The following is a 12,508-nucleotide window of genomic DNA, read 5'->3' on the forward strand; positions in this document are numbered from 1 at the left end:
TCGATCCTCGATGCCCAGCTTGTTGACGAGACAGTCCGTGCCGGGCAGGCAGTACGGATCAGTCACCGCGCAGGCGGGCAATCTCCTCGGCGATCAGCTCTTCTGCGCTGACCACGCCCGACGCGACGTCCCGCAGCCGGTCCTGCCAGTCCTGGTCGAACTCCTCGCCCTCGATCGACGCGTTCGCGGTGGCCAGCACGACAGCCGTCTCCGTGTTGGCGATCTGTCGTGCGTAGTAGGTCCTCATCAGCTCGATGTTCAAGGGCTCGGAGGAGCTTGCCGACTCGGGCAGCGGCCCCCGTGCCGCTCGCCACGGCAGCTCGTTGTGTGTCATGTCAGACAGCTCGGTCGCGGAGAACCGGCCGTACTCGCGGGCCACCCAACGGACTGATTCCTGCTGGTCGTCGGTGAGCTGGGAGGCGTCGCCGAGCGGCCATTCCGAGACGTGAAGTTGCCTCCGGTGGTGCCGGTAGAGCTGAGGCACGACCGGCCCCTCCCGCCACGCCTCGATGGCGTCGGCGAACAACGGCGAGCCGGTCCGGGCCAGATGCCACCCCTGGCAGTAGTACACGAGCTTCTGCAGCTTCATCGCCGTGACCTGGCCGACGTGAGAGAGCACCGCCGCGGCGACATCGTGCGCCGTTGCCATCCCGTTCACCTCCCTCGTCGGCCCTGGCATGAGCCTACCGACGGCCCTCATGCTCGGGCGACCCACGCCGCCGTTTCTCCATCATCGAGTGGCGGCGTCGGTTCGGCGCGCGTGCCGAACCGCTCGGAGACGTCGACGCGCAGTCGGCGCTCAGGACGCGAGTTCGGCAGCCGTCACGCCGGCTCATCGGGATTGATCACGGCGGCCTTGACCAGGCGCGCGAAGGCCACCTCCGGGCATGGGTAGTCCTCGCCGCAGCCGCACAGCCAGCGGACGACGCGGCGCGGCGGGTGCGCGAAGAGGATGTCGTCGGCGTCCTCGATGTCCTGCGCCGAAGCGAAGGGCTCACCGGGGAACGTGTCGTCGGTGCGCTCGCCCATCGGGCCTCCCGTCGGGTACGACGTGCGGGTGACAGGTACGCACGCTCGGCCGTCCGGGGATTGGCCGGCCGAGCGCTCTGCGCCGTGGGAACAGACCAACTCCGGGCTTGCAGACCTGGGAGCCGGTCAGGTGGAGCTTTAAACAACTAGTCACGTAAAGCAAGGACGACAACACGTTGCTTGTCATGAGTAGTCGTGCGTGATCGAATGGCGGGGCAGACCTGGGAGTCCATATGCCCGTCAAGCCGAAGTGGGAACAGCTCGCGGACCAGCTCCGCACTCAGATCGAATCAGGAGAACTCGCGCCGGGAGACAAGTTGCCATCCACGGCTCAGCTCACGGCGGAGCACGGTGTCTCGACGACAGTGGTTCGCCAGGCCATCCTCGTGCTCCAGACGCAGGGATGGGTGGAGGGCGTGCACGGCCTCGGCGTGTTTGTCGCGGAGCGCCCCGAGTCGCGGTGATCCGGAGAATGCGAGATCTTGGAAGCGGAGGGCCCTCCTGAGGGCCGTTTCCTTCCAAGATCTGCGGCTGAGTTGCACCGGGAGGCAGGATGGCGCGCGACGGCGGGGAGCTGGCCGGTTTCCGCATCGGATACCTGCCGCCCGGGATCGGGGAGCTGGCCTCGGACTTCGCCACCGAGTGGGAGGACGTCCGCTTCGTCAGCCGGGTCTGGGAGCGCCAGGTCGAGGACGGCTACCGGGTTGACCTGCGCGTGCACGTGCTCCACGGTGAGCGGCTCACCGAGCTGGCCGCGGTCCGTGAGTTCCTCGCCGAGTACCACGAGCGCGACGCCGCAGCCTGGGAGCTTGTCGACTTCGCCCACCCGGACGGGCCGGGCCTGATCGGTGACGCCGAAGCGTTCTGGCTCGCCGGAACCGGAGTCGCGGTCAACGTGCTCGTCGACCCGGACACGGCCGACGCGGACGGTCTCCGCGCGATTGTCGAGGGCGTCCGGCGGTCGCCCGGCGGTGCGGTCGAGGACTGATGAAATGGCGCACCGCCACTGTGCGGTCGAGGACTGATGAAACCGCGCACCGCCACTGTGCGGTCGAGGACTGAGGAAACAGCGCACCGCCGCTGCCGGGCACGGCTGGAGGCCGGATGACCAGTGGCGTCCGGCCGAGTGCCGGGCGAGCGGCCGGCGACCCCCGTGGAGCCGCCGGCCGCTCGCCCCCCGGTCAGCTGTGCGCGTTGCTCGGCCGGCCCCACGGGCCGGTGATCGCGAAGACGTAGCCCGGCGACTGGATGTTGGCGAACAGGATCTTCCCGTCCGCGCTGAACGTCGGGCCGGTGAACTCGCTGTCGTTGAGTTCGTTGCGGGCCAGCGGGTACGCCTTGCCCTGCTCGGTGACGCCGACCAGGTGCGACACGCCCTCGCCGTCCTCGGCCAGGATCACCCCGCCGTACGGCGACACGGTGATGTTGTCCGGGCCGTCGAAGTTGCCGTGGTCCGCGTCCGGGTCGTTGTTCACCCCGAAGATGGTCTTCAGCGTCACCGTCTCGGTCCGCGGGTCGTAGTACCAGACCTGGCCGTCGTGCTCGTGGACGCTGCCGTCGTCGTGCCGGGCGAAGCTGGCTACGAAGTACGCCCCGCCGTCGGCCCACCAGGCGCCCTCCAGCTTGCGGCTGCGGGTCACCTGCCCGTCGGTGAACTGCTTGCGCACCGAGACGGTCCGGGCGTCCCGGTCGGGCACGTCCACCCACTCCACCTGGTACCGGGTGCCCGGGGTGGTGGCCTCGGACAGGTCCGCGACGTGCTGGCTGCCGCGCCGGCAGCGCATCGCCTGGAGGCGGCCCGCGGTGTCACCGTCGGGCCGCTGGGCCAGGGCGCGCAGCGCGCCCTTGCCGCCCCGGAAACCGGCCGGCGGGGTCCACCGGAAGTAGAGGCCGTTCGGGCCGCCCGCGTCCTCGGTCAGGTAGATCGCGTGGGTGTACGGGTCGACCGCCACCGCCTCGTGGGAGTAGCGGCCGAGGAACTTCAGCGGCACCGGGTTCTGGTTGGCGGACCGGTCGTGCGGGTCCACCTCGAAGACGTACCCGTGGTCCTTCAGGTAGCTGCCGCCGGCCCGCTGCTCGGTCTCCTCGCAGGTCAGCCAGGTGCCCCACGGGGTGATACCGCCCGCGCAGTTGTTGTGCGTGCCGGCCACGCTGACGTACTCGCGCAGCCGCCGGCCCTGCCCGTCCACCTCGATGGTGGTGGTGCCGCCCCGGGCGCCCGGGTCGTAGGTCAGCCCGGCCAGCGCCGGCACCGGGTACGGCTCGCTGCCGCCGATCTCGTGGTTGTTCACCAGCACCGAGCCGTGCGGGCCGCGGAAGCAGCCGGTGCCGTCGGCGTCGCTCGGGGTGGCCTGCCCCGATTCGAGCAGGGTCACGCCCGCCTGGGCCACGATGGTGTACGAGAAGCCGGGCGGCAGGGCCAGCAGGCCGGCCGGGTCCGGGACGAGGTCGCCGTAGCCGACCGCCGGGCGGACCGCGGCCCGCGCCGCAGCCGGCCCCGCGATCGCGTCCAGGCTGCCGGCCACCACGATGCCGAGGCCGCCGGCGGCACCCCCGCGCAGCACCGCGCGGCGGGAGATGGGGGAGGAGGTCACGTCCTTGCCTTCCTGTTCGCTTGCCTGTGTTGAGCAGGCAAGCCGGGCCAGGGGAACGGCGGCCGGCGGAAACGGCCGCCGGAGGGTGAACAGTGCGCCAACGCTGCGTGCGGGCGCGTACTGTGCCGGGCCGGCGGGCGTCCGTTAGGGTTCCCCTCGATCGACAAGCGCGACGGCGTCGGAGGGCGGAGGCGTGGGCAGGCTCGCGACGGCGTACGGGCAGGCGCTGGCCCTGCACCGGCAGGCCGTGCGCCGCTGGGAGGCCGCCCGACGGCTGGTCACGGGTGCCGCGCCGGTGGCACCCGGCAGCCCCGAACTGGTGGCCCGGCTGGCCCGGCTCGGCACCGACCTGGCCGCCGCCGATCCCGCCACCGCCCGGCCCGCCGCCATCCCGGTGCCGGTACGGGTCGGCGAGGCGACCACCTTCGACGGCGGCTTCCCGGTGCTGGTCCCGCTGGGCGGCGGCACCCACCTGGCGGTCGACGCCGACGCCCGCGACCCGCGCGTCGGCGAGCTGCTGCGGGCCGTGGTGACCCGGCTGCTCGCCGCCGCGCCGCCCGGCACGGTCCGGGTCGCCGGCATCGACCCGGCCGCGTTCGGCGCCGCCTTCCTGCCGCTGCGCCCGCTGCTGGACGCCGGTGCGCTCGCCCCCACCGCCACCACCGTCACCGAGATGGCCGCCCTGCTCGACGAGGCGGAGCGGCATGCCCGCGCCGCCCAGCAGGCCGTCCGGGACGACCAGGAACTGCTGCTCGTGGTGGCCGCGTCGGCACCGCCGCCGCGCGAGCTGGCCCGGCTCGCCGCGCTCACCCACGCCGGGCCGGCCGCCGCCGTCTGCGTGCTGCTCGCCGGCTATCCGGCCGCCGGACCGGCCGACGCGCCGCCGCCGCTGGGCGCCACCACCCAGCTGCGGCTGGGCGAGCGGTACGCGCGGGTCGGTGACCCGCCCGGCGCGCCGTTCAGTGTGGACGGCACCGGCCTGGCCGCTCCGGTGGTGTTCGACGGCGACCCGTCGCACGCCACCGTCACGGCGCTGGCCCGCCGGCTCGCGGCGGCCACCCGGGCGGCCGAGGCGGTCACCTTCGCCGACCTGCTGCCGGCGCGGCGCTGGACCGAGTCATCCGGCCCGGGGCTGCGTACCGTGCTCGGCCGGGCGGTGCGGGTGCCGGGGCCCGGCGGTCCGGCGGTGGCGTCACCGGGTGCCGGCCGGGAACCGGTCGTGGTGGCCTTTGACGACGCCACCCCGCACTGGCTGGTCGGCGGGCGCACCGGCGCGGGCAAGACGGTGCTGCTGCTCGACGTGCTCTACGGGCTGGCCGCCCGCTACGCCCCCACCGAGCTGCAACTGTTCCTGCTGGACTTCAAGGAGGGGGTCAGCTTCGCCGAGTTCGTGCCGACCGGGCACGATCCGTCCTGGCTGCCGCACGCCCGGGCGGTCGGCATCGAGTCCGACCGCGAGTACGGCGTGGCCGTGCTGCGCGAGCTGAGCGACGAGCTGACCCGGCGGGCCGACCTGCTCAAGCGGTTCGGGGTCACCAAGCTCGCCGACCTGCCCGCCGCGCGCCGGCCACCCCGGATCGTCACCGTGATCGACGAGTTCCAGGTGCTCGTCGCCGGCCACGACGCGCTCGCCCGGCAGGCCGTCGACCTGCTCGAGGAGGTGGCCCGCAAGGGCCGCTCGTACGGCCTGCACCTGGTGCTGGCCAGCCAGAGCACCACCGGCATCGAGGCGCTCTACGGCCGCGCCGAGGCGATCTTCGGCCAGTTCCCGCTGCGGGTGGCGCTGCCCGGCGGGGCGGCCGTGCTGGACCCGTCGGGCGATCCCGCCGGGGCGCTGCCGATCGGCACCGCCGTGGTCAACACCGCCGGCGGCGCGGCCGGCGCGAACACCCAGGTCCGGTTCCCCGACGCGCACGCCGCCGCCGCCGACCTCGCCGCGCTGCGGCACGAGCTGTTCCAGGCCCGCCCGGCCGGCTCGGCGCCACCCACGGTCTTCCGGGGGTACGAGTCACCCCGGCTCGCCGACGACCCCGCCTGGGCGGCGCTGCGCCCGGGCGCCGGGGCGCCGCTGGCCCTGCTGGGCCGGACCGTGGACGTGGCCGGCAGCCCCGCCGGGTTCCGGCTGGACGCCACCCCCGGCCGGCACCTCGCCGTGGTGGGCACCGCCGCGACCGGCGCGCAGGTGCTCCGCTCGGCCACCCTCAGCCTGGCCCGCCAGCACGCCCCGAACACGGCGCGCTTCCTCTTCGCGCCGCTGGTCCCGGGCACCACCGACACCGCCGACGACCTGGCCATGACCCTGGCCGCGGCCGGCCACCCGGTGCGCCGCCTGGACGCCGCCGGGTTCCGCGCCTGCCTGGCCGAGCTGGCCGGCCCGCCAACCGCGACGGCCAGCGATCGAGCCGCGACGGTCGGCGACCCGGGCGGGGTGGCCGGCGACGACCCGGACCGGGCGGCCGGGGACAAGGGTGCGGCGGCCGGCGACCTGGGCGGGGCGCCGCTGGCCGCGATCCGGACCTACCTGGTGGTGTTCGGGGTGGACGCCGCTGCGGGCGTGCTGGCCGCGGCCGACCCGGTCACGTTCCGCTCCGGGCACGACGACCTGCGCGCGGTGCTGCGCGACGGGCCGACGCACGGCGTGCACCTGCTCGGCTGGTGGCGTGGACTGCGCCGGCTCGGCGACGACCTGGGTGGCAGCCAGCACCGCGACGACGTGGCCTGCCTGGTCGCGCTGAACGTGCCCGGCGCCGACCTCGGACTCCACCTCGGCGCGCACGATCTCGCGTACGCGCACCGGGACGGGCGGGCGTTGCTGGTCGACCGGCACGACCAGCGCACCACCCTGATCGTGCCGTTCGCCGGAGACGATGACGGGGACGGGGACGAGCGGTGAGCTACCCGGAGTACGCGGCCCTGGCCCGGGAACTGTCCGCCCGGCAGCGCGGCGGGGAGCAGGCGATCGCCGCCGAGGCGGAACAGCGGCGCGCCCTGCGGGCCGGTGTCGACCAGCTCGGCCAGCGGCTCGCCGCGCAGGGGCAGCGCCTCGAGCAGCTCGGCCGGGCCATCGGAGCGGCCCCGCCGGCGACCACCGCGGAGCCGGTGGACCGGCCCGCCCCGGTGGCCGCCCCGCCCGGCGGGTCGGCCGGCGCCCCCGGGTCAGCCGGGCAGCCCTCGACGCCCGGGTCGCAACCGCCGGCCACCGGGTCGCGCGCGCGACCGCCGGCCACCGGGTCGCCCGGGCAACCGCCAGCTACCAGGTCGCCTGCGCAACCGCCAGCTACCGGGTCGCCTGCGCAACCGCCAGCTACCGGGTTGCCCGCGCAACCGCCTGCTACGGGGTCGCCCGCGCAACCGCCGGCTACCGGGGCGGGGGCGACCGGCGGCGCAGCCGCCGCGCCGGGGCGGCCGGAGGTCGGGGCGTACCCCCAGGGGTCGCTGCCCGGGCCCCGGGCGGGTGACGCGGCGACGGAGCTGGCGGCGGCCCGGCAGCTCGCCGACGAGGCCGACCGGTACGGCCAGCAGGCCGAGGCGCTGGCGCACCGGCCCGTGCTGCTGCCCACCTGGTCGCCGCTCGGCCGCGCCGTCGGGGTATACGTCGCCTGCGCGCTGACCGGCTCGGTGCTGATGCTCGCCACCCTGGTCGGCTCGCCGCTGCCGGTGAGTGGGCTGGACCTGGTGGCCGCCGGCGCGTGCGCCGGGGTGCCGCTGCTGTCCTTCCTCGTCGGACAGCTCGTGCTGGCCCGGTGGGGCCGACCGGTGCTCGGCGGTGACCCCCCGCCGGCGCGGTACGTGCCGCTCGGCTTCGTCCTCTGTGCCCTGCTCTCCTCCGGCCTGTTCTGCCTCTACCTGGTGGCCTTCCGCCTGTTGCGTTGACCCGTGCCGGCCCGCTCGCGCCGAGCGCTGCCGGCCGGCTCGCGTAGGCTGCTCGCGCCGCCGTGGGCCGCCGGCCGGCTCGCGTAGGCTGCGGGGCAGGCGAGCAGGGGAGGACGCGTGAGCGCGGCGCAGATCATCACGCGGCTGGCGGCGGCCGCCCAGAAGCTGGACGAGGCGAAGGCCAAGGCCGCCGCGGCGGCGCAGGACGCCGCTGAGGCGCGGGCGCTGGTCGCCGGCGCTCTGGAAGGGGTGGCGGCCGGGCCGCTGATCGGCGTCATCGACGCCTACCGGCAGGCGCTCGCGCAGGCCGCGCAGGGCGGCGAGCCGGCCCGCCAGCACCTCCAGGAGACCATCGCCCGGGTGCGCGCGCTGGGCAGCTGACCGACCGGGCACCGGCGACCGGGCCCGGGGAGCGGCGGACAACTATCCGACACCCGCCCGGCCGGACCTGCCGCGATGCGCCACCCGGAGGGTACGTGGTGGCGGCACCCATTCGCGGACGGTAATGTGCTGCGTCGTCGTAACCGCTTCCGCTGTTCGGCGCCGTTGTCGCGATCGCATCCTCCCGACGGGCCGGCCCGGCCGTCCGTCGGATCCACCGTTCCCGCACCACGCCCGCCGCGTCGGTCGCACCAGACGAGGAGCCCGAGTGTCCACCGAGGAGCAACGGCTGATCCGGCCGGCGGACGTGCCGGACACCGGCGAACCGGAGACCCCCGGGTGGGAGCGGCGGTTCGCCGACCGTCCGCTCGGCTATCCGAACGCGCTGGTCTGGCTGCGCGCCGGCATGCTGCGGGACTGGCGCGGGGTGCTCGGCGCGTTCGTGGCCACCTGGTTCTACGTGCCGCTGGCCCTGCTCGCCGCCGTCTGGCTCGGCATCGTGGGTGGCCTGGCGGGGCTCTTCGTCGGCGGCGGCCAGACCGGCGACCAGGTGCCGGCCGTGCTGCGCGACGCGCCGCTGGTCGGTCCGCTGCTCGACGCCTTCCTCACCCGCTCGGGCGGGCTGACCGGCGGTTTCCTCTGCTTCCTGCTGGGTTTCCTGGTCGGTTTCCTGGCCGTGCTGGTGCTGCCCTGGCGCGGCGCGTTCGACGAGCCGGCCAACCTGCTGACCGGGCTGGCCGGGGTGGTGCTGGCCGCCGTCCTGGTCGGTCTCCTCTACACCCTGGCCCGGGTGGTCCTGGAGCCGTGGTTCCTGGCCGTGTCCGGCGCCCGCCGGCTCAGCCGGCGGGAGGCCGACCGGCTGCGACCCCTCCTCGCGGACTGCGCCCGCCGGCTCGACCTGCCCAACGTGCCCCGCCTGCTGATCGAGGACGACCCGGTGCTGACCAACGCCCGGGCGTACGCCCGGCACGTGGTGGTGAGCACCGCCCTGCTCGACGAACCGGACGAGAACATCGCGGCGCTGCTCAGTCACGAGCTGGTGCACTGGCGGACCGGGGACGAGGTGACCGGCGCGTTCATCCGGGGGGTCGGGCTGCCGCTCGTGCTGGTGCACGCGATCCCCAGCTGGCTGATGCGACGGTTCCCGCATCCGGCCACCGACTTCGTGGTCTTCCTGGTCTTCTGGCCGGTGCTGGTGACCATGCGGTTCCTGGTGCTGCCCGCCCACCGGCGCGACGTCCGCGCCGCCGAGTACCGCGCCGACGAGGGCGCCGTGCTCGCCGGCCACGCCGCCGGCATGCGCGCCCTGCTGGAGCGGCGCCGCTCGTTCGAGACCGGACGCAGCGGCTGGGACGAGGCGGTCTGTGCCACCCACCCGCCGGCGGAGCTGCGCCTGGACCGGTTGGAGCAGCTCACCGGCCCGGACGGGGTCGGCGAGGCGGCGACCGACGACGGCGCGGCCCGCCGGCGCGAGCTGTTCGGGGCGCCGGCGTCGCCGGGACCCCGGCGGGCCTGGCTGGTGGCGGCGGTGCTCGTGGTGGCGAGCTGCCTCGGTGGTGGCGCGCTCACGGCCGCCCAGTGGATGTTCTACCGGCCGGAAGCGGCGGTCGACGGCTACTTCGACGCCCTGGGCGACCGCGACGCCCGGGACGCCCTCGGGTCGCTGACCGCGGACGCCCGTGCGGAGGTCGGCAACGAGGAACAGCTGGTCCGGATGGTCGGGGCGAAGGACTACCAGCCGCCGACCGACGTGCGGGTGACCGCGGTCGAGCGCGACGGCGACGAGGCGACCGCCACGATCTCCTACGTCCTGGCCGGCACGCGGGCGACCGCGCAGCTGCCGTTGCGCCGCGACGACCGGGCCACCCTCGGGCTCTTCCACCGCTGGCGGGTCGCCGCCGCGCCGGCCGGGCTCTCCGTGCCGGGCGGGCCGGCCGGGCTGACCGTCGCAGGGGTGCCGGCGGTCGCCGGCCCGGAGGGCGGTCGGGTGGCGCTGCTGCCCGGGAGCTACCCGGTCGCCGGCCCACGTGACGCGCTGACCGAGATCCCGCCGCAGGTCGTCCTGGCGCTGCCCGGTGCGGGGCAGGTGGCCGGCGCGGACCTGCTGCGGCCGACCCTCGCGCCGGGCGCGCAGGCGGCCGCCGAGGAGGGCGTGCGGGCCTGGCTGGACGGCTGCGCCGCGCAGCGGGTGGTCAATCCGTCCGGCTGTCCCTTCACGTACTACAGCGGCAACACCGTGAAGCGGATCGCCTGGAAGATCGAGAAGGTGCCGGAGCTTCAGGTCGAGCTCTCCGACGAGGGCGGTAAGCCGGTGGCCGTGGTCTCCACGGTGGACGGCGGGCAGGGCTCGGCCCGGGCGACCGGGGTGGAGGAGAATTACTTCACCGGCAACCGTTCCTTCGCCGAAGACGTGACCTTCCGGGTCCGGGGCGTGCTGACCCTGGTGGACGGCAAGCCGACGTTCCGCCCGGACGCCGGATGACCGCGGAGAGGAGACCGGTGACCGGATCGTCGCCCCGCCCCGGAGAGCCGGTCCGCCTGCTGCTGGCGCCGCGTGCCGGCCGCCCGCCGGCCGTGCCGCTGCTGGCCTGGCTGCACCGTCGCCCGGAGTTCCGCGCGGCGGTACGGGACCCGGCGGCGGGCCGGGGCGGCCGACCGGGCTTCAGCGACGCGGTGATCATCGCGGTGGTGGCCCAGGGCCTGCTGCCGGGACTGTTCAATCTGCTCCAGTCCTGGGTCGATCAGCAGCGCACCGAGGTCAGCGTGCGCCTGCAGGTGGGCGACGCCGAGGTGGAGCTCCAGGTCAACGGCCGCACCGATGCCGGAAAGCTGCTGGAGCAGGCGACCCGCGCGCTGCCCCGGTCCGGCCAGGACGGGGACGGCCGGCCCGCCTGAGCGCGCCCCACGGCCGCCCGCCTGAGCGCGCCGCACGGCCGGCCCGCCGGGACGCCCTCACAGCCGGCCCGCCTGAGCGCGCCCTGCGGGCCGGCCAGGGCCGGCGGCTGCCGGGCGGGCCCGCAGGCCGTGCCGATTCGCCGGTTTGTGCCTCCCGCGCGACAACGGGTTACCCGCGCGTAACTTTTCATTGACGTGTGTGAAATCGGACACGCATCATCGTTCCCACGATCGATCGGATCCCACCCGTCTCCTCCCGGTCAACCCGGGTGCCTCCCACCGGAGGTGCAGCCATGCTGCTCCGAACGATCCTCGCCGCCACCACCGCCGTCACCGCCCTGCTGGTTCCCGCCGTCGCCGCCCAGGCCGCGTCGCCCCAGCGCGCAGCCGCCACCACGACCACCGTCCCCACAGCCGCCGATCCGGCCGACCTGCCGCTCGCCGCGGCCGGCGCCAATCCGGTCGTCGTGGTCGGCGGCCTGATCGGCATCTCCATCGCGTACGAGCCGATCGCCGCCCGGCTGCGGGCCGACGGCTACCGGGTGTCGATCTACCAACTGCCGAACCTCGGCTTCGGCGACATCCGCGAGTCCGCCCGCGCCCTGTCGTACTACCTGGACCAGGTCCGGGCCGCCACCGGGGCCGCCAAGGTGGACCTGGTGACCCACTCGGAGGGCGGCCTAGTCAGCCGCTGGTACATCAACTTCCTCGGCGGCGCCGACAAGGTCGACCACTACATCAGCCTGGGCACCCCGCAGCGGGGCACCTACGTCGCCAACCTCATCAACTTCCTCGGCCTGGGTAGCTGCGTCGGCATCGTCGCCTGCCAGCAGATGAGCGCCGGGTCGGCCTTCCTGGCCGAACTCAACGCCGGCGACGACACCCCGGGCGCGGTGCGCTGGACCACCGTGCGGACCTGGCAGGACGAACTGGTGCAGCCGATCGGCACCGCCACCCTCCTCGACGGCGCGACCAACGTCCTGGTGCAGGGCGCGTGCCCGCTGCGGGTGGTCGGCCACCTCGGCCTGGTCCTCGACGGCACCACGTACTCGATCGTCCGGCAGGCGCTCGCGGGCGCCGCGATCCGCCCCAACTGCTTCGCCCTCTGATCGGTCCCGGACCGGCGGGCGGCCCGCGTACGCCCGCCGGTCCGCTGCCGGTCGTCCCGAGCCGCCGGTCCGCTGCCGGTCGTCCCGGGCCGCCGCCGGCTCCGTCGGGCCGGCGGTCCGGCCGGTACGGGGCAGTTGCACCGAGCGGCCCCGGGGGCGGTGCGTGCCGTGCGACGCTGTGCCGGAGGCGGGACGGACGTGAAGGAGGTGCGCCATGGCCGCGACGCCGCAGGTCGACTTCGCGCTCGACACCTACGAGTGCATCGTGCTCTATCCGGGGCCGTCCGGTCGGGCGCTGCCCGAGGAGACCGTGCAGCGGCTGCAGGCCGAGCACCTGCACCACATGCAGGCGCTGCAACGGCGCGGCTTCATCCTGGTCGACGGCTCAGTCGACGGGCCGGCCCGCGAGCCGGACCCGCCGATCGGCTTCGGCCTGGCCCGCACCGGCTCGGTGGACGACGTCCGCAGCGTGATGGAGGCCGACCCGGCCGTGCAGGCCGGGCTCTACCGGGTGGACGTGCTGACCTTCCTCTGCCCGGCCGGCTCGCTGGAGTTCCCGCTGGCCGCCAAGCAACGCTGAGCGGAGTCGCCGGCCCGGCCCGCCCGTGCCCGGCCCGCCCGTGCCCG

Annotated in this window: 12 protein-coding genes; 9 read left to right on the forward strand and 3 right to left on the reverse strand. The window is 75.1% G+C overall.

The window, feature by feature from the left end:
- Positions 1 to 58: 58 nt before the first annotated feature.
- A complete protein-coding gene (locus LQ51_RS23750; protein ID WP_046569340.1) occupies positions 59 to 649 on the reverse strand; it encodes a Panacea domain-containing protein in 591 nt (196 codons plus the stop codon).
- Between the two features lie 173 nt (positions 650 to 822).
- On the reverse strand, positions 823 to 1,029 hold the full coding sequence (locus LQ51_RS23755) for a hypothetical protein (RefSeq protein ID WP_046569294.1): 207 nt from the start codon (positions 1,027 to 1,029) through the stop codon (positions 823 to 825).
- Positions 1,030 to 1,262: 233 nt separating this feature from the next.
- Between LQ51_RS23755 and LQ51_RS23760 the strand changes: the two genes are divergently transcribed.
- Together LQ51_RS23760 and LQ51_RS23765 are read left to right on the forward strand one after the other, a co-directional pair.
- Positions 1,263 to 1,493: a winged helix-turn-helix domain-containing protein gene (locus LQ51_RS23760; protein ID WP_046569296.1), complete on the forward strand. Its 231-nt coding sequence runs from the start codon at positions 1,263 to 1,265 to the stop codon at positions 1,491 to 1,493.
- An 89-nt stretch (positions 1,494 to 1,582) separates the two neighbouring features.
- Positions 1,583 to 2,017 carry a hypothetical protein gene (locus LQ51_RS23765; RefSeq protein WP_046569297.1) on the forward strand — a complete coding sequence of 145 codons (435 nt, stop codon included), beginning with the start codon at positions 1,583 to 1,585 and terminating at the stop codon, positions 2,015 to 2,017.
- A 193-nt stretch (positions 2,018 to 2,210) separates the two neighbouring features.
- On the opposite strand, the gene LQ51_RS23770 is transcribed toward LQ51_RS23765, so the two are convergent.
- Positions 2,211 to 3,623: an alkaline phosphatase PhoX gene (locus LQ51_RS23770; protein ID WP_046569300.1), complete on the reverse strand. Its 1,413-nt coding sequence runs from the start codon at positions 3,621 to 3,623 to the stop codon at positions 2,211 to 2,213.
- 193 nt (positions 3,624 to 3,816) lie between these two features.
- Here LQ51_RS23770 and LQ51_RS34405 point away from each other — a divergent pair, with 193 nt between their 5' ends.
- From LQ51_RS34405 to LQ51_RS23805, 7 genes are all read left to right on the forward strand, one after another.
- Positions 3,817 to 6,516: an FtsK/SpoIIIE domain-containing protein gene (locus LQ51_RS34405; protein WP_046569301.1), complete on the forward strand. Its 2,700-nt coding sequence runs from the start codon at positions 3,817 to 3,819 to the stop codon at positions 6,514 to 6,516.
- Positions 6,513 to 7,496 (forward strand): hypothetical protein, encoded by a 984-nt coding sequence (locus LQ51_RS34080; RefSeq protein ID WP_046569303.1) that lies wholly within the window; start codon positions 6,513 to 6,515, stop codon positions 7,494 to 7,496. The genes LQ51_RS34405 and LQ51_RS34080 overlap by 4 nt, the downstream gene beginning before the upstream one ends.
- 117 nt (positions 7,497 to 7,613) lie before the next feature.
- The gene (locus tag LQ51_RS23785; RefSeq protein WP_046569305.1) at positions 7,614 to 7,877 is read left to right on the forward strand and encodes a DUF6244 family protein; all 264 of its coding nucleotides are present in this window, start codon (positions 7,614 to 7,616) and stop codon (positions 7,875 to 7,877) included.
- Between the two features lie 268 nt (positions 7,878 to 8,145).
- Positions 8,146 to 10,359 carry a M48 family metalloprotease gene (locus LQ51_RS31480; protein WP_052745039.1) on the forward strand — a complete coding sequence of 738 codons (2,214 nt, stop codon included), beginning with the start codon at positions 8,146 to 8,148 and terminating at the stop codon, positions 10,357 to 10,359.
- Between the two features lie 17 nt (positions 10,360 to 10,376).
- Complete coding sequence (locus LQ51_RS23795) at positions 10,377 to 10,772, forward strand: effector-associated constant component EACC1 (protein ID WP_046569306.1); 396 nt, start codon at positions 10,377 to 10,379, stop codon at positions 10,770 to 10,772.
- A gap of 293 nt (positions 10,773 to 11,065) precedes the next feature.
- Entirely contained in the window at positions 11,066 to 11,881 is an 816-nt protein-coding gene (locus LQ51_RS23800) for a lipase family alpha/beta hydrolase (RefSeq protein WP_046569308.1), read from the forward strand.
- Between the two features lie 214 nt (positions 11,882 to 12,095).
- The gene (locus LQ51_RS23805; protein WP_046569310.1) at positions 12,096 to 12,461 is read left to right on the forward strand and encodes a YciI family protein; all 366 of its coding nucleotides are present in this window, start codon (positions 12,096 to 12,098) and stop codon (positions 12,459 to 12,461) included.
- Positions 12,462 to 12,508: the final 47 nt, after the last annotated feature.

Origin of the sequence: Micromonospora sp. HK10, assembly GCF_000982955.1 — a bacterium.
In the GTDB taxonomy this organism is placed as follows: domain Bacteria; phylum Actinomycetota; class Actinomycetes; order Mycobacteriales; family Micromonosporaceae; genus Micromonospora.